The 16,516-nt window shown below is 59.6% G+C and carries 14 protein-coding genes; 7 read left to right on the forward strand and 7 right to left on the reverse strand.

Annotated elements, in window-relative coordinates:
• Positions 1 to 242: 242 nt before the first annotated feature.
• Positions 243 to 3,137, forward strand: a complete 2,895-nt coding sequence (locus H7995_RS20645; RefSeq protein ID WP_185818787.1) for a ribonucleoside-diphosphate reductase subunit alpha — start codon at positions 243 to 245, stop codon at positions 3,135 to 3,137.
• Between the two features lie 208 nt (positions 3,138 to 3,345).
• On the opposite strand, the gene H7995_RS20650 is transcribed toward H7995_RS20645, so the two are convergent.
• The 4 genes from H7995_RS20650 to rpoE form a co-directional block, all read right to left on the reverse strand.
• Positions 3,346 to 4,776, reverse strand: a complete 1,431-nt coding sequence (locus H7995_RS20650; protein WP_166589138.1) for a DegQ family serine endoprotease — start codon at positions 4,774 to 4,776, stop codon at positions 3,346 to 3,348.
• A 249-nt stretch (positions 4,777 to 5,025) separates the two neighbouring features.
• Positions 5,026 to 5,985, reverse strand: coding sequence for a MucB/RseB C-terminal domain-containing protein (locus tag H7995_RS20655; RefSeq protein ID WP_166589139.1), 960 nt, complete (start codon positions 5,983 to 5,985; stop codon positions 5,026 to 5,028).
• An 8-nt stretch (positions 5,986 to 5,993) separates the two neighbouring features.
• Complete coding sequence (locus tag H7995_RS20660; RefSeq protein ID WP_166589140.1) at positions 5,994 to 6,581, reverse strand: sigma-E factor negative regulatory protein; 588 nt, start codon at positions 6,579 to 6,581, stop codon at positions 5,994 to 5,996.
• A 31-nt stretch (positions 6,582 to 6,612) separates the two neighbouring features.
• Positions 6,613 to 7,194, reverse strand: a complete 582-nt coding sequence (rpoE, locus tag H7995_RS20665; protein ID WP_003172477.1) for an RNA polymerase sigma factor RpoE/AlgU — start codon at positions 7,192 to 7,194, stop codon at positions 6,613 to 6,615.
• 557 nt (positions 7,195 to 7,751) lie between these two features.
• Between rpoE and nadB the strand changes: the two genes are divergently transcribed.
• Positions 7,752 to 9,368 carry an L-aspartate oxidase gene (gene nadB, locus H7995_RS20670; protein ID WP_185818788.1) on the forward strand — a complete coding sequence of 539 codons (1,617 nt, stop codon included), beginning with the start codon at positions 7,752 to 7,754 and terminating at the stop codon, positions 9,366 to 9,368.
• Here nadB and H7995_RS20675 read toward each other — a convergent pair.
• Complete coding sequence (locus H7995_RS20675) at positions 9,337 to 9,786, reverse strand: protein YgfX (RefSeq protein WP_166589142.1); 450 nt, start codon at positions 9,784 to 9,786, stop codon at positions 9,337 to 9,339. The genes nadB and H7995_RS20675 overlap by 32 nt on opposite strands.
• Positions 9,770 to 10,024, reverse strand: a complete 255-nt coding sequence (locus H7995_RS20680; protein WP_095169761.1) for an FAD assembly factor SdhE — start codon at positions 10,022 to 10,024, stop codon at positions 9,770 to 9,772. The genes H7995_RS20675 and H7995_RS20680 overlap by 17 nt, the downstream gene beginning before the upstream one ends.
• 149 nt (positions 10,025 to 10,173) lie before the next feature.
• Here H7995_RS20680 and ygfZ point away from each other — a divergent pair, with 149 nt between their 5' ends.
• The 5 genes from ygfZ to H7995_RS20705 all read left to right on the forward strand — a co-directional run bounded on the left by ygfZ (position 10,174) and on the right by H7995_RS20705 (position 15,323).
• On the forward strand, positions 10,174 to 11,115 hold the full coding sequence (gene ygfZ, locus H7995_RS20685; RefSeq protein WP_182341891.1) for a CAF17-like 4Fe-4S cluster assembly/insertion protein YgfZ: 942 nt from the start codon (positions 10,174 to 10,176) through the stop codon (positions 11,113 to 11,115).
• Between the two features lie 36 nt (positions 11,116 to 11,151).
• Positions 11,152 to 11,973 carry an HDOD domain-containing protein gene (locus H7995_RS20690; protein WP_182341894.1) on the forward strand — a complete coding sequence of 274 codons (822 nt, stop codon included), beginning with the start codon at positions 11,152 to 11,154 and terminating at the stop codon, positions 11,971 to 11,973.
• A 453-nt stretch (positions 11,974 to 12,426) separates the two neighbouring features.
• Positions 12,427 to 13,674, forward strand: coding sequence for a ribonucleotide-diphosphate reductase subunit beta (locus H7995_RS20695; RefSeq protein WP_166589145.1), 1,248 nt, complete (start codon positions 12,427 to 12,429; stop codon positions 13,672 to 13,674).
• Positions 13,675 to 13,881: 207 nt separating this feature from the next.
• On the forward strand, positions 13,882 to 14,841 hold the full coding sequence (locus tag H7995_RS20700; protein ID WP_182341897.1) for a hypothetical protein: 960 nt from the start codon (positions 13,882 to 13,884) through the stop codon (positions 14,839 to 14,841).
• 164 nt (positions 14,842 to 15,005) lie between these two features.
• Complete coding sequence (locus H7995_RS20705) at positions 15,006 to 15,323, forward strand: helix-turn-helix domain-containing protein (RefSeq protein ID WP_166589147.1); 318 nt, start codon at positions 15,006 to 15,008, stop codon at positions 15,321 to 15,323.
• A 21-nt stretch (positions 15,324 to 15,344) separates the two neighbouring features.
• Here H7995_RS20705 and H7995_RS20710 read toward each other — a convergent pair whose 3' ends face one another.
• On the reverse strand, positions 15,345 to 16,400 hold the full coding sequence (locus tag H7995_RS20710) for an MBL fold metallo-hydrolase (protein WP_166589148.1): 1,056 nt from the start codon (positions 16,398 to 16,400) through the stop codon (positions 15,345 to 15,347).
• Positions 16,401 to 16,516: the final 116 nt, after the last annotated feature.

A 16,516-nucleotide genomic window follows, 5' to 3' on the forward strand; every position in this document is an offset into this window, starting at 1 on the left:
TTTTCCGCTCAAAACGGTAAAAACGGTACGGGTGTTGCAGTCGTTCACTGTCACCCCAACGGAATTCGGTTTCCAGCCTCCTGGCTTGAAACCAAAGACTTCGGCATGGAAGCGGCGCCCGATGGCCCCTTCCTACTGTCCCGAAGTTGTTATGCCCGGCGCTTGCCGGTTGTAGTGCTTCAGGACGGAACGGTGGGCACCTTCATGGTGCCCAAACAAACATAGAGAATGTGGAGACACCCATGCAAACCGACACAACTCGCGAGAACCCGCAGGGCACCTTGCCGCAGGGCGCAGATTCGAGCTCCGATCTGTCCGCCACTGCGCCAGGCCAACTGCGCGTGATCAAGCGTAACGGCACTGTCGTTCCTTACACCGATGACAAGATCACCGTCGCCATCACCAAAGCGTTTCTCGCAGTTGAAGGCGGCACCGCTGCCGCCTCGTCGCGAATCCACGACACCGTTGCGCGCCTGACCGAACAGGTCACTGCGACCTTCAAGCGCCGCATGCCATCGGGCGGCACTATCCATATCGAAGAAATCCAGGACCAGGTCGAACTGGCCCTCATGCGTGCCGGCGAGCAGAAAGTGGCTCGCGACTACGTGATCTACCGTGACGCCCGCTCCAAGGAGCGCGCAGTCCGCGCCCCGGCCGAAGACGCAGTGCAGGCTCACCCTTCGATCCGCATCACCCGCGCTGATGGCACTTTCGCACCGCTGGACATGGGCCGCCTGAACACCATCGTGACCGAGGCCTGCGAAGGCCTGGAAGAAGTCGACGGCGACCTGATCCAGCGCGAAACCCTGAAGAACCTGTACGACGGCGTGGCCCTGACCGACGTCAACACCGCCCTGGTGATGACCGCGCGGACCCTGGTCGAGCGTGAGCCGAACTACTCGTTCGTCACCGCCCGCCTGCTGATGGACACCCTGCGTGCCGAAGGCCTGGGTTTCCTCGGCGTCGCCGAAAGCGCGACCCACCACGAAATGGTCGACCTGTACGCCAAGGCACTGCCGGCCTACATCGCCAAGGGTATCGAATTCGAATTGCTGAACCCGATCCTGGCCACCTTCGACCTGGAAAAACTGGGCAAGGCGATCAACCACGAGCGCGACCAGCAGTTCACCTACCTGGGCCTGCAAACCCTGTACGACCGCTACTTCATCCACAAGGATGGCGTGCGCTTCGAGCTGCCACAGATCTTCTTCATGCGCGTGGCCATGGGCCTGGCGATCGAAGAGAAGCACAAAGAAGACCGTGCGATCGAGTTCTACAACCTGCTGTCGTCCTTCGACTACATGTCGTCGACCCCGACCCTGTTCAACGCCGGTACCCTGCGTCCTCAGCTGTCGAGCTGCTACCTGACCACCGTGCCGGATGACCTGTCGGGCATCTACCACGCGATCCACGACAACGCCATGCTGTCGAAATTCGCCGGCGGCCTGGGCAACGACTGGACTCCGGTACGTGCACTGGGTTCGTACATCAAGGGCACCAACGGCAAGTCCCAAGGCGTGGTTCCGTTCCTCAAGGTAGTGAACGACACCGCCGTTGCCGTCAACCAGGGTGGCAAGCGCAAAGGCGCTGTGTGTGCCTACCTGGAAACCTGGCACATGGACATCGAAGAGTTCATCGAGCTGCGCAAGAACACCGGTGATGACCGTCGTCGTACCCACGACATGAACACCGCCAACTGGATCCCTGACCTGTTCATGAAGCGTGTCTTCGACGACGGCAAGTGGACCCTGTTCTCGCCATCCGAAGTTCCGGACCTGCACGACCTGACCGGCAAGGCCTTCGAAGAGCGCTACGAGTACTACGAAGCCCTGACCGAGTACCCAGGCAAGGTCAAGCTGTTCAAGACCATCCAGGCCAAAGACCTGTGGCGCAAAATGCTCTCCATGCTGTTTGAAACCGGCCACCCATGGCTGACCTTCAAAGACCCGTGCAACCTGCGCAGCCCGCAGCAGCACGTGGGCGTGGTCCACAGCTCGAACCTGTGCACCGAGATCACCTTGAACACCAACAAGGACGAGATCGCCGTTTGCAACCTGGGCTCGATCAACCTGCCGAACCACATCGTCAACGGCAAGCTGGACACCGCCAAGCTGGAACGCACCGTGAACACCGCCGTTCGCATGCTCGATAACGTTATCGACATCAACTACTACTCGGTGCCACAAGCGCAGAACTCCAACTTCAAGCACCGTCCGGTCGGCCTGGGCATCATGGGCTTCCAGGACGCCTTGTACCTGCAGCACATCCCTTACGGCTCCGACGCTGCCGTCGAGTTCGCCGACAAGTCGATGGAAGCGGTCAGCTACTATGCGATCCAGGCTTCCTGCGACCTGGCCGACGAGCGTGGCGCCTACGAGACGTTCCAGGGTTCGCTGTGGTCCAAAGGCATCCTGCCTCTGGACTCGCAACAGATCCTGATCGAAGCCCGTGGCCAGAAGTACATCGACGTTGACCTGAACGAATCCCTGGACTGGGCACCGGTACGTGCCCGTGTACAAAAAGGCATTCGTAACTCCAACATCATGGCCATCGCACCGACCGCGACCATCGCCAACATCACTGGCGTATCGCAGTCGATCGAACCGACCTACCAGAACCTCTATGTGAAATCGAACCTGTCGGGCGAATTCACCGTGATCAACCCGTACCTGGTTCGCGACCTCAAGGCGCGCGACCTGTGGGACTCGGTCATGATCAACGACCTGAAGTACTACGACGGCTCCGTGCAGCAGATCGAGCGCATCCCGCAAGAACTCAAAGAGCTCTACGCGACGGCCTTCGAAGTGGATACCAAGTGGATCGTTGACGCGGCCAGCCGTCGTCAGAAGTGGATCGACCAGGCCCAATCGCTGAACCTGTACATCGCTGGCGCATCGGGCAAGAAGCTTGACGTGACCTACCGCATGGCCTGGTACCGCGGTCTGAAAACCACGTACTACCTCCGTGCCCTGGCCGCGACCAGCACCGAGAAGTCGACCATCAACACCGGCAAGCTGAACGCTGTTTCCAGCGGCGGCAACCACGGTGAAGACTCGGCCCTGGCGGCTCCTGCTGGCCCCGCTCCAGTACCGAAGGCTTGCGCCATCGACGAGCCGGATTGCGAAGCTTGCCAATAAGCTGAGCCCGTAGGCGCCAACCGGCGCTTACCCAAAACCCCCGCCAGGTCCTGTGGACTTGCCGGGGGTTTTCTTTTGCCTGCGCAAACCGCAGGAGCCAAGCAAGCACGCGATCAGCCAATGGGCGGCGCATTGTTGGCTGGGGTGCATTCTCCAGACGAAAAAAACCGCCTCAATCGAGGCGGTTCTTTGTGCTGCTGCAACCGACTTATTCAGCCAGCTTGAAGGTAATGAAGCTGGCCCGCCCTTGGCGCAGGACCCGCATCGACACCGAACGATTCTTCGGCAGTGCCTTGGCGATCTCCGTGAACTCCTTGGCCGATACGATCGCCTGATTGTTCAGGTGCGTGATCACATCGCCTGGCTGCAGGCCGATCAACGAAGCAGGACCGTCCTGGACTTCCTTGATCACCACGCCGCCCTTGAGGTCGAACGCTTTCTTCTGCTCATCGCTGAGCTCGATCACGGCCACGCCCAAGCGGTTGCTGCTGCGCTCGACACCATTTTTGGCCAGTGCATCCAGCTCCTTGCCCTCTTCCGGAATCGCGCCAACCGTCAGCTCGACGTTTTTGCGCTTGCCGTCACGAATCACTTCAAGATTCGCCTTGGCGCCGGCCTTGAGGGCGCCCACCAGGTGCGGCAGGTCCGCCGACATGACGATCGGCTGATCGTTCATGCTCAGAATCACGTCACCCACCTGCAAGCCACCCTTGGCTGCCGGACCGTCGTCCTGGATCTGGGCCACCAGCGCGCCGGCCGGCTTGTCCAGACCGAAGGACTCGGCAAGATCCTTGTTCACTTCCTGGATCACCACACCCAACCAGCCACGGCTGACTTTGCCACCGTTTTTCAGTTGGTTGGAGACGTCCATGGCCACATCGATCGGAATGGCGAACGAGACACCCATGAAACCGCCGGAGCGGGTGTAGATCTGGGAGTTGATCCCTACCACTTCACCCGCCAGGTTGAACAACGGACCACCGGAGTTACCCGGGTTGATCGGCACGTCGGTCTGGATGAACGGTACGTAGTTCTCGTTCGGCAGGCTACGGCCGATGGCGCTGACGATGCCTTGGGTCACGGTATGGTCAAAGCCGAACGGCGAACCGATGGCGACGACCCATTGCCCGGCCTTGAGGTCCTGGGATTTACCCAGTTTCAGCACCGGCAGGTCCTTGCCTTCGATTTTCAACAGCGCCACGTCGGAACGTGGGTCAGTACCGATCAACTTGGCCTTGAGCTCACTGCGGTCCGCCAGGCGCACGAGGATTTCGTCGGCATCGGCGATCACATGGTTGTTGGTCAGGATGTAGCCGTCCGGGGAGATGATGAAGCCCGACCCCAGGGATTGCGCTTCACGCTGGCGGCCACCGCCAGGGGAACGCTGCTGTGGCGGCATGCCGCGCTCGAAAAACTCGCGCAGCATCGGTGGCAAGCCTTCCAGGTCAGGCATCTGCTGGTTGGACACTTTGCGGTCCGGCAGCTTTTGCGAGGTACTGATGTTCACCACAGCAGGCGATGCCTGCTCGACCAGTTGGGTGAAGTCCGGTAGTTCGGCTGCCTGGGCAGCTACGGTCTGACCCAGCACCAACACGGTGGCAAAAATAGTCAGGTAGGATTTTAAACGTGGTATCGACATACGGCTCCCGTTACAACGAGCATGGTTAAGCGATAGGGAACAAGAAACACCAGGGAACAGCCATCGGTACTTTTGTTCCGGGAACAACTATACAAGGCCAGAGCCGAGGGGCTCTGACCTATAGAAAATTTTAAGAAGTTTTGCAAACTGAAATGCTCACCAAACATTTCGACATCTCGATTGTGAAACCAGCCATGATCGACCTTTACCCCAACCCACCCGTCGTTCGATGAGCGGCACTGGATCGAATTACTGCTTGGATGTCGATGGGGCGCTGCGCATGGACAGCGCGATCCGTTCAGCGGTGCCGATCGGAATCTCACCCACCACGGTCACCATCATCTCACCATCGGGTGTGGTCAAGCGCCGTGAAACAGCTACGGTGGGGCCAAGCTGGGTGCGGGTATCCGTGACCACTTCGCCATTGAGCGGCTCGAGGAACACCGAGAAACGCGCCAGGCCGTCGTCATACATCAGGCTACTGACCTGAACCTTGGTCTGCGGATCCTTGTGGGTGCTACTGCTGGTCAACTCGAACCCCGGCGGCAACCAATCGGAGTGCCAGGCCTGGGCCGTCTTCGCCGCCGATGCCTTATTGCTGTCCAGGGCCACGATCTTGCACTCGTCACTGGCCTGCAGGTCCTGGTCGTCCGGCACGTCAGCAGTGTCCAGGCGGGTAAACTGGAAGCGCTCCAGCAACTGGCCTTTTTCATTGAGCAGCAAGGACTTGAGCGGCAGACCGGATTCCCGATCCAGATGCAATTCAAAACCGTAACGGTGCTGGTCACGGGGCGTCAGCGAAACAATCACCGCCGGCCGTCCAGCCACGCGCGACTTGCCGATGACGGCAAGTTCGTACCAATTCTTCAGCTTTTGAGGGTCAAGTGCTCGAGCGGACGAGTCGGGAGTGTCCTCCAGCCCTGCCACCAGGCTGCCGCTCACGCATTGAGTACGTCCATCAATACGCACGACTTCCTGGGCCGAGCCGTCGAGCTGCAGCAAACGCTCGCGGACTTTGCCATCCTGGACACGATGCCAGATGTTGTGGGTAGAAAAACTACCGTTACGCTCGTAAATGAAAGTGCCTTGAAAGCTCTGCTGTTGCTCGGCCTGGCTCAGACGGTTCAACCAGTCTTGAGCCTCATCGGCATGGGCTGGAACAACGAACCAGCCACTGAGTAAAAGCGTAAGTAGAGGGATGGCGCGCATGATCCTCCTTAACGGGTTTCCTGGCTCGCTGCACGAGCATAAGGCAGGGCACTTTCAGTACCTTTGAGTGCAGCTTGTTGAGCATGTTGACGCAGATAACCCGGCAGGCGCTGATCGTGCCAGCCTGGCTGACCTTGCAAGACACCATTGGCCATAGGCCCTGTGGCTTGCGAACTCTCATTGTAGCCTGCCAAAACGGCTGGGCCCTTGACTTGAGGAACGGTCAGACCCGGTTGAGTGTTTTGCTGAGCCAATTCGACGCCAGCGATCTCATCCTGGTTGTACAGACGCACACCTGCCAGCACCGCAACAGTCACGGATGCCGCAACGGCCAGGCGGCCCAAGCTACGCCACGGTCCACGGCTGACTTTCGCTGGCACGGCTTCATCAGCCAGCGCTTGCGAGACGGCCGAAGCCAGGTCCAGACGGGGGATCAGCAAGTCCTTGTGCATCACTGCCCGGGCAATCTGGTAACGCGCCCAGGTTTCGCGGGTTTCAACATCGTCGAAGGCATTCAGCACCCGACGCAATTCCAGTTCGTCCGCTTCGTTATCCATCACTGCGGACAGCGATTCCTGCAGGGCTTCCCGACTCATGGCGTTCCTCTCTTGGCTGTCGCCGCTGTCTTTAGTTTTCCTGCAACAGGGGTTGCAGGGCTTTATCGATGGCCTCCCGAGCGCGAAAGATCCGGGAGCGCACGGTACCCACCGGACATTGCATGACGCTCGCAATGTCCTCGTAACTCAGACCATCAAACTCACGTAAAGTTAGCGCAGTACGTAAATCTTCTGGCAATTGCTGAATGGTTCGATGGACGGTGCCTTCGATCTCATCCCGCAGCAATGCGCGTTCCGGTGACTCGAGATCCTTGAGGCCGTGATCGCCGTCGTAGAACTCCGCATCTTCAGAACTGACATCGCTATCCGGCGGCCGGCGGCCGCGTGAAACCAGATAGTTCTTCGCCGTGTTGATGGCAATGCGGTAAAGCCACGTATAAAACGCGCTGTCCCCGCGAAAATTTCCAAGCGCACGGTAAGCCTTGATAAAGGCCTCTTGTGCAACATCCTGGGCTTCATGGGTGTCGTGCACAAAACGCACGATCAACCCGAGAATTTTGTGCTGGTATTTCAGCACTAGCAGATCGAAAGCACGCTTGTCGCCGCGCTGAACGCGTTCGACCAGCTGCTGATCCTCTTCCTGGGTTAGCATGAACACTCCTCGATAAGCTCGGAGGAGGCTTGCATGGCTAATCGTTCAGGCTTGCAAACATAGACTCGGGCTTTTCGCAAAAGTTCTCCCCCTCCAAGCAAGTTTCCGGCGCGCGCTGATTTGGCACACACGAAAAACGCAGCACGGCTTGACCGGCTGCGCGAATAATCTTGTTGTCGAATCCATACGCAATGACCGGAACACAGATCCTGCGTGAAACCGACGTCGTCCCTTGTTTCAGGCAACCTTCTATTGAGTTTGGAGCCTAGGCAAAAGTTCCAAATCTTTATAGCCGGGCGAAACCAACAATGTGCAACCACGAGGCGAAAAAGCAGGCTCTGTCGCCGAAAAACCAAGCATTTTGCCTCCTCACGAGGTAAAACACCCGACACAGACATCCGTCTTTTCCGTCACAGTAGTTTCACATTGCCACGAAGGCTCGGCTATTGTGCCGATCCACCCCTCTATATACTAGTGCGCTGTGTGGCTGTCTCGACTCGCCGATTCAGGTGTCTTGCGCCAACCCCGTCCCGGGTCGCTTTGAGCGGAATCCTGAAATGAGCCAACAGTTTCAACACGATGTTCTGGTGATTGGCAGCGGCGCTGCCGGTCTGAGTCTGGCACTGACGTTGCCTGATCATTTGCGCATTGCGGTATTGAGCAAAGGCAACCTCGCCAACGGTTCCACCTACTGGGCCCAGGGCGGTGTCGCCGCCGTGCTGGACGACACCGACACCGTTGAATCCCATGTCGATGACACCCTCAACGCGGGCGGTGGCTTGTGTCACGAAGACGCGGTGCGGTTCACCGTGGAGCACAGCCGCGAAGCCATTCAGTGGCTGATCGACCAGGGCGTGCCCTTCACCCGCGACGAACAGTCCGGCACCGAAGACGGCGGTTTTGAATTCCACCTGACCCGTGAGGGTGGCCATAGCCATCGGCGTATCATTCACGCGGCCGATGCCACCGGCGCTGCAATCTTCAACACCTTGCTGGCGCAAGCGCGGCTACGTCCGAACATCGAACTGCTGGAACAACGGGTCGCCGTTGACCTGATCACCGAAAAACGCCTCGGCCTGGAAGGCGATCGCTGCCTTGGCGCTTATGTGCTCAATCGCGGCACCGGCCAGGTCGACACCTACGGCGCGCGGTTCGTGATCCTTGCCTCCGGTGGCGCGGCCAAGGTCTACCTCTATACCAGCAACCCCGACGGCGCTTGTGGCGACGGCATCGCCATGGCCTGGCGCTCGGGCTGCCGCGTGGCCAACCTGGAGTTCAACCAGTTCCACCCGACCTGCCTGTACCACCCGCAAGCCAAGAGTTTCCTCATCACCGAAGCCTTGCGCGGCGAGGGAGCGCACCTCAAGCTGCCCAACGGCGAGCGTTTCATGCAGCGCTTCGACCCACGGGCCGAGCTGGCACCACGGGACATCGTGGCCCGGGCCATCGACCACGAAATGAAGCGCCTGGGGATCGACTGCGTCTACCTGGACATCAGCCACAAACCCGAAGCCTTCATCAAGAGTCACTTCCCGACGGTCTATGAGCGCTGCCTGGAGTTCTCCATCGACATTACCCGCCAGCCGATCCCGGTCGTCCCGGCGGCGCACTACACCTGTGGCGGAGTGATGGTCGACCAGCAGGGGCGCACCGACGTCCCCGGCCTCTATGCCATTGGCGAAACCAGCTTCACCGGCCTGCACGGTGCCAACCGCATGGCCAGCAACTCGCTGCTCGAATGCTTCGTCTACGCCCGCTCGGCAGCCGCGGACATCCTTGCGCAACTGCCCCAGGTGTCGATCCCCAACGCCCTGCCCATCTGGGACGCCAGCCAGGTCACCGACTCCGACGAAGACGTGATCATCGCCCACAACTGGGATGAACTGCGTCGGTTCATGTGGGACTACGTCGGCATCGTGCGCACCAACAAGCGCCTGCAGCGCGCCCAGCACCGCGTGCGCCTGCTGCTGGACGAGATCGACGAGTTCTACAGTAACTATAAAGTCAGCCGCGACCTGATCGAGCTGCGCAACCTGGCCCAGGTAGCCGAACTGATGATCCAGTCAGCCATGGAACGCAAGGAAAGCCGCGGCCTGCACTACACCCTCGATTATCCGGACCTGTTGCCACAAGCCCTGGACACTATCCTGGTGCCGCCCACCTACGCCGACTGAACTTGAGCCGTACCCGCAGGCGCCGGTGAACATCCGGCGCCAGGGCATCGCGCGGCACACAGATCGAGCGCAGCCACCACTCGCCACGCAAACGAAAGCGCAGCACCACAATCGCCGGCAAGGCCAGGCTGTCGGGGCGCAACTGCACTGCCTGCCAGCCACCGGCCCGACTCCACAATTGCCAGCCATCGGCATCGCGACGCAAGCCACTGAAGGCTGAGGGATGGTTCAGGAGAATCTGCCGCGGCAGCACCCAGGCGCCGTGCGCCAGGCACAGCAAGACACCCGCCAGACGGGGCCATAGGGGAATATCGAGTAGAAACAGCGAGCCCAGCGCGAACAGCTGGGCCAGGAGATAGGCCGCCAGCAGTTGCCGTGAGGCCTGCCAGCGGCATTCGAAACTACTTGGGCTGGACACGATCCAGAATCATCCGGACCATGCGCTGCAGCTCGGGATCTTCCGATTCGGAACGCTCCATGAACCAGCCAAACATGTCCTGGTCTTCGCATTCGAGCAACCTGACGTAGCAGTCGCGATCGACCTGGTTCAGGTGCGCATAAACCTCTTTGACAAAGGGCACCAGCAACACGTCAAGTTCAAGCATGCCGCGGCGGCTGTGCCAGTAGAGGCGATTGAGTTCAACATCTTCGACCATGGAGCGCTCCTCAAATAGAGCGCAAGTATACAGCCCCGGCCCCGGTCGAACAGTCGGCTTTGGTCGGGCACCTCCAGGCTTTTGTAAACTACCCATTTCCAGAGCGCCCCCTTATGATGTCCTCCAGACTTTTTACCCTGCGATGACCCATGGCTGATTCCGCTTTTTTCTGCACCTTGTCCCATGAAGGCGTGCTCGCCGTCCGCGGCAGCGATGCCAGCAAGTTTCTTCAGGGCCAATTGACCTGCAACCTCAACTACCTGAGCGACACCCAGGCGAGCCTCGGCGCGCGCTGCACCCAAAAGGGCCGCATGCAGTCGAGCTTCCGTATCGTGCTGGAGGGTGATGGGGTGTTGCTGGCAATGGCCAGCGAGTTGCTGGAGCCGCAACTGGCCGACCTTAAAAAGTACGCCGTGTTCTCCAAGTCCAAACTCACCGATGAAAGCGCCGCCTGGGTTCGCTTTGGCCTGGTCGAGGCCGATGCCGCACTGACGGCCCTGGGACTCGACCTGCCGCCAGACACCGACTCGGTCGCCCGCCACGACGGCCTGGTCGCCATCCGGGTCTCCCCTGGCCGCGCTGAGCTCTGGGTCCCGGCCGCACAGGCACAGAACCTGGCGACGCAACTCTCGACCACCCTCGCCCAAGGCAACCTCAACAATTGGCTGCTCGGCCAGATCCGCGCCGGCATCGGCCAGGTAATGCCCGCCACTCGCGAGCTGTTCATTCCGCAAATGCTCAACCTGCAGGCGGTAGGCGGCGTGAGCTTCAAGAAAGGCTGCTACACCGGCCAGGAAATCGTCGCGCGCATGCAGTACCTGGGCAAACTCAAGCGCCGCCTGTATCGCCTGCAACTGGACGCCAGCGAACTACCCGAGCCAGGCACCCCCCTGTTCGCGCCGACCCACGGCAGCTCCATCGGTGAAGTGGTCCTCGCCGCCCATGCCGAACAAGGCATCGAACTGCTGGCCGTGCTGCAAGCCGAAGCCGCCGAAGGCGCCGACCTGCACTTGGGCGCGCCCGAAGGCCCGGCCCTGCACCTGCTCGACCTGCCTTACCAACTGGATCGCGATCGCGAGATCCAGCGTTAATCTGCAGCATTTTGTCGCAACACCTAGAGAACAGAAATGAGCAAGCTGGCGGAAAAGGTCCAACAGGATTTGGTTGAGGCCATCGATAACGATGACCTGGTTCTGCCAACGTTACCGGAAGTGGCCCTGCAGATTCGCCGGGCCGCCGAAGACCCGGATATCAGCGTCACCACCCTGAGTAAAGTCATCGGCCGCGACACCGCCCTGTCGGCGCGCCTGATCAAAGTGGTCAACAGCCCCCTACTGCGCGGTGCCCAGGAAGTCACCGACCTGTACACGGCCATTACCCGGCTGGGCATCAACTACAGCAGCAACCTGGCCATCGGCCTGGTCATCGAGCAGATCTTCCATGCCCGCTCCGATGTGGTCGGCCAGAAAATGCGCGACGTCTGGCGCAAGAGCCAGGAGATTGCCGGCATCAGCTATTCATTGTGCCGCAGCCATACCCAGCTCAAGCCCGACCAGGCGGCGCTGGGTGGCCTGGTGCACCAGATCGGCGTGCTGCCGATCCTGACCTACGCCCAAGACCACTACGACCTGCTCTCGGACCCGGTCAGCCTCAACCATGTGATCGAGCGCATCCACCCACTGCTCGGCGACAAGCTGCTGCAGGTCTGGGAGTTTCCGGAAATGCTGGTCCACCTGCCGGGCCAGTACCTGGACCTCAAGCGCCAGCCCGCGGCTGTCGACTACGTCGACCTGGTGCAAGTGGCAACCGTGCATGCCCACCAGGGCACCCACCACCCACTGGCCCAGATCGATATCAGCAGCCTGCCCGCCTTCAAGCGGCTGGGGATCAACCCGAACAAGCCCATCCCCTGCGCCGAACTGGAAGACTCGCGCACAATGTTTTATTGAGCCGCACACCCGCCCCGGCGGGCTTTGCGCGGAGCTTGCGGGACAGCTGACTGTTGTTGGCAAAAATTTACCGATACCCGGCAAAAAAAATCTATGCCGGCCAAAGCCCCATAAACTCTCGCTCTGTCCGAAAAAGCAGACCTCATGGCTGCTTACTGGGCTACTTCGTCGCACCACAAGCCGTAAAAAACACCTATAATGCGCCGGTAAATCGGGCCTGCAACACCTCCTTACACGAGGGTGAAAGCCATGCTGAAGCCATCGCCGGATGCTGACCATGTCGACTCCGCCCTTCAGCGACTTCAGGACACCCGTAGACATTTCTGTTTTTTGCCTGCGTACCGCTGCAACAAACGATTCCTTTAGATCCACCGCGGCCACCAGGCCGTGTGAATAACCGACCTTCAGAGTTTTCACACGGGCAACTGGCCCTCACGCAGGAGACGACACGTCATGCTGAGCTGGGACGAATTCGATAAAGAAGACGGCGAAGTTGTCGCCAAAGGCGCCAATGCTGGCCACGCAACAGAAGCCAACATGGACCGCCTCGACAGCGCCGGTGGTGCTGCTGCGCTGGAAGCGCGCGCCGTAACCGCCAGCGACTCGGCCGCGATCATTCGCGCCAAGGCCGCCCTCGACACACTCGACGTCGCCGAAGGCCTGGCCGAACTCGAAGGCGCCTCTGCCCGCGTTGCGGTCGACGAGAAGCGCATGATCAACTGCCGCGCCGACCTCAACCAACTCGTCCCGTTCAAATACGACTGGGCCTGGCAGAAGTACCTGGACGGTTGCGCGAACCACTGGATGCCGCAAGAAGTCAACATGACCGCCGACATCGCCCTCTGGAAAAACCCGGAAGGTCTGACCGACGACGAGCGCCGCATCGTGATGCGCAACCTGGGCTTCTTCTCCACCGCCGACTCCCTGGTTGCCAACAACCTGGTACTGGCCGTGTACCGCCTGATCACCAACCCGGAATGCCGCCAGTACATCCTGCGCCAGGCGTTCGAAGAGGCGATCCATACCCACGCCTACCAGTACTGCATCGAATCGCTGGCCATGGATGAAGGCGAGATCTTCAACATGTACCACGAGATCCCGTCGGTCGCGAAGAAAGCCACCTGGGGCCTGAAGTACACCCGTTCGATCTCCGATCCAAAGTTCGAAACCGGCACCGTCGAAACCGACAAAGAGCTGCTGCGCAACCTGATCGCCTACTACTGCGTTCTGGAAGGCATCTTCTTCTACTGCGGCTTCACCCAGATCCTCTCCATGGGCCGACGCAACAAAATGACCGGCGTCGCCGAGCAGTTCCAGTACATCCTGCGCGACGAATCCATGCACCTGAACTTCGGCATCGACGTGATCAACCAGATCAAGATCGAAAACCCACACCTGTGGGATGCCGAAATGAAGGAAGAAGCCAGCCAGATGATCCTGCAGGGCACCCAACTGGAAATCGAATACGCACGCGACACCATGCCGCGCGGCGTACTGGGCATGAACGCCGCGATGATGGAGGACTACCTCAAGTTCATCGCCAACCGTCGTCTGTCGCAGATCGGCTTGAAGGAAGAGTACCCAGGTACCACTAACCCATTCCCATGGATGAGCGAGATCATGGACTTGAAGAAAGAGAAGAACTTCTTCGAGACTCGGGTAATTGAGTATCAGACCGGCGGGGCGTTGAGCTGGGATTGATTCCTGACGCTCATCACTGCTGAGTCGATGATCTGAAAGAGCCCTGGATGCGTAATGCCTCCAGGGCTTTTTTGTGCGCCCATTCCTGATTGCTTCACGGATAATCGCAATCGCGGGCAAGCCACGCTCCGACATCGCTGCACCAGGGTTGAAAACCATCAGGGCATCCCGCTATTAATACCCCTCCCCTCCAGGACCCGAGCCGCCATGAAATTCGACCTCGCCTACTGCCTCAGCCTCGACACCAAGCTGTCGATCTATGACGTGCGGGATCTGAATTTTGACGAGACGATGGCGTTCGACTCTGCGAAAGAACACTTCCAGTGCCCCAACGATGCCTGTCGTTCGGCCTTTGGCACCGCCAATGTGTTGGGGACGATCAATGCCAAGAGCGTGAATTACATCCGCACGCCGCACTTCAAGAATGTGCCCAGCACCCGGCATATGGAGGGTTGTCCGTATGTCAGCCTCAAGACGTCAAGTGCCGAGGGAGTGGAATCGGATGACGGGGTTGAGGAGCATTTTCCGTCAGAACTGCTACTGACCCGGCGTCAGTATGTGCGCAATCCCGACAGCGCCGAGGTGCCTGCCGACAGGGGGCAGGATCAGCTGCCAGTGGCTCCGGCCATCCGCCAGGTCGAGCACCCGCCAGCAGAGTCCGCGCCAGACAAGACCAGCGTATTTGCCCATCCGGTGGAGTGTTTCGTATCCAATTTCGAGAACAAGGACCTGCTCAAGCGCATGCCCCTGAAGATTGGCGAGCACACGGCGTCCTACGCCTTGTTCTTCAAGAAGATCGAATACCTGCAGGACAACAAGGGCCTGATTTACTGGGGCAGGATCAAGGAGATCAAGGACTACACCCAGAGCTTTCGCATCGACTTCGAGAAAAAGGCCTGGCTCGAGAAAAAGCCCTACACGGTGACCCTGTACCTGGGCAAGAAGCTGATCGACAGCTACCGCAAGCGCAAGGCGTTCCTCGAGGAGATCAAGCACGCCATCGAGAGCGAGCAGGAACTGTATTGCTTTTTCTACGGCGTGACGCCGGAGTTGAAGCAGGTGCCGAGCAAGAAAAACCCCGACCAGACATTCGGGGTATTCAGTGCCAACATCGAGAATCTGGATCACTTCATCATTCGGCAAGCGCCGCAGTTGCACGCCAAGTGATCGCGCCGTGACGCGCAATGCATCGAGTACGGGGACAGGCGTCCAACGCCTGCCTTGACCGCGCGATATCGCATCAATCAAAAAATGAGTTTGATCCGGGCGCAAAACAACTGTACAAAAACACAGTACTTATTGCTTTGCCACTCTCGAGCCCGGAGAAACCCATGGCCTCTCTTGCGATGAAAATCACCCTTGAACGTATCGCCCTGTTCCAGTTCACCCCCAAACACAGCGCACAGGCCCGTGCGATGCTGGATTGGTCATTGGAGCAATTATCCCGCGAGTCCGGGGTCAGCGTAGACGCGATAGCGCGGTTCGAAGCCGGCGCCGAAGTGCTCGACGTCACCCGCCTGGCCTTGGCCTACCGGTTGGAGGCCGAGGGCCTGGTGTTCTTTCCCGGCTTTGCCCCGGGTCGGGGCATGGGCGTCAGGGGGTCGGCACCGGATCCGGTGGGGCGGGCGGATTTCGCGATGATCGAGTGATCAACTCAACGGTTGCCCACCTTAACCATTGGCAACCGCCTGCTCACCCTGCCCTTCAACCTCAAGCCACCACGCCTGCCCGTGTAGCGGCTGGTTGAGGTTGAAGGCTTCACCCATTTGCGGGGTGGTGATGGACACATTGTGATCCCAGGCCAGGGCCAGGATACGGTCGAAGGGTTCGTGCCAGGCGTGCATCGACAAATCGAAGGTGCCATTGTGGATCGGCAACAGCCAACGCCCCTTGAGGTCGATGTGAGCTTGCAGGGTTTGTTCCGGTTGCATGTGGATCAGTGGCCATTCGACGTTGTAGGCACCGGTTTCCATCAGGGTCAGGTCGAAGGGCCCGAACTGTTCGCCGATCGCCTTGAAGCCGTCGAAGTAGCCGGTGTCACCGCTGAAGAAGATGCGCTTGTCGCTGTCGATCACGACCCATGAAGCCCAGAGGGTGCTGTTGCCATCGAACAGACCACGACCGGAAAAGTGTTGGGACGGAGTGGCGATGAAATGAATCCCATTGATCTGCGTGCCTTCCCACCAGTCGAGTTGACGCACCTTGCTGGCATCGACGCCCCACTTGATCAAGGTCTCACCCACGCCCAACGGTGTGATGAAGTGGCGGGTCTTGTCTGCCAGTTTGAGGACGGTCTGATAGTCGAGGTGATCGTAGTGGTCGTGGGACAAGATCACCGCTTCGATCTCAGGCAACTCATCAAGACTGATCGGCGGCTGATGAAAGCGCTTGGGGCCGGCCCACTGTACCGGGGAAGCACGCTCGGCGAAGACCGGGTCGGTCAGCCAGTACTTATCGCGCAGTTTCAGCAGGACAGTGGAGTGCCCTAGCCGGAACACGCTGTGATTAGGGGCACTGTGCAACTGCTCGCGAGTCAGGCCCTGCACCGGAATCGCTCCAGCTGGCCGGGTATTGCGCGGCTTGTTGAACAACATGTTCCAGAAGATCTGCACCGTTTTGCGCAAGCCAGGTTGGCGTACCGCGGCAGGGTTGCGGTAGCGGCCCTGCTCCTGGCGTGAGGTTTTCAATTCTGTGGCGCTGTCCGCCTGGTAAGAGAAAGTGGCCATGTTCAAATGACTCCAGAAAAACCGCTGTAGCCGGTGATTTTCTTTTTTGGACAATAAAGGGCCAATGCACGCACGCGTCAGCCGAAGACTCTGATTGTTCACCGCACAACTACACT

The organism is Pseudomonas kielensis (genome assembly GCF_014236655.1).
GTDB lineage: Bacteria > Pseudomonadota > Gammaproteobacteria > Pseudomonadales > Pseudomonadaceae > Aquipseudomonas > Aquipseudomonas kielensis.

Excerpts from the sequence above, each read along its gene's own strand:
- H7995_RS20655 (WP_166589139.1), bottom strand. The coding sequence starts at position 5,985 with ATGCGCGCCATCCCTCTACTTACGCTTTTACTCAGTGGCTGGTTCGTT.
- H7995_RS20660 (WP_166589140.1), bottom strand. The coding sequence starts at position 6,581 with ATGAGTCGGGAAGCCCTGCAGGAATCGCTGTCCGCAGTGATGGATAAC.
- H7995_RS20700 (WP_182341897.1), top strand. The coding sequence starts at position 13,882 with ATGAAATTCGACCTCGCCTACTGCCTCAGCCTCGACACCAAGCTGTCG.
- H7995_RS20650 (WP_166589138.1), bottom strand. The coding sequence starts at position 4,776 with ATGTCGATACCACGTTTAAAATCCTACCTGACTATTTTTGCCACCGTG.
- H7995_RS20690 (WP_182341894.1), top strand. The coding sequence starts at position 11,152 with ATGAGCAAGCTGGCGGAAAAGGTCCAACAGGATTTGGTTGAGGCCATC.
- H7995_RS20680 (WP_095169761.1), bottom strand. The coding sequence starts at position 10,024 with ATGGTCGAAGATGTTGAACTCAATCGCCTCTACTGGCACAGCCGCCGC.
- H7995_RS20645 (WP_185818787.1), top strand. The coding sequence starts at position 243 with ATGCAAACCGACACAACTCGCGAGAACCCGCAGGGCACCTTGCCGCAG.
- H7995_RS20695 (WP_166589145.1), top strand. The coding sequence starts at position 12,427 with ATGCTGAGCTGGGACGAATTCGATAAAGAAGACGGCGAAGTTGTCGCC.
- rpoE (WP_003172477.1), bottom strand. The coding sequence starts at position 7,194 with ATGCTAACCCAGGAAGAGGATCAGCAGCTGGTCGAACGCGTTCAGCGC.
- ygfZ (WP_182341891.1), top strand. The coding sequence starts at position 10,174 with ATGGCTGATTCCGCTTTTTTCTGCACCTTGTCCCATGAAGGCGTGCTC.
- nadB (WP_185818788.1), top strand. The coding sequence starts at position 7,752 with ATGAGCCAACAGTTTCAACACGATGTTCTGGTGATTGGCAGCGGCGCT.
- H7995_RS20710 (WP_166589148.1), bottom strand. The coding sequence starts at position 16,400 with ATGGCCACTTTCTCTTACCAGGCGGACAGCGCCACAGAATTGAAAACC.
- H7995_RS20705 (WP_166589147.1), top strand. The coding sequence starts at position 15,006 with ATGGCCTCTCTTGCGATGAAAATCACCCTTGAACGTATCGCCCTGTTC.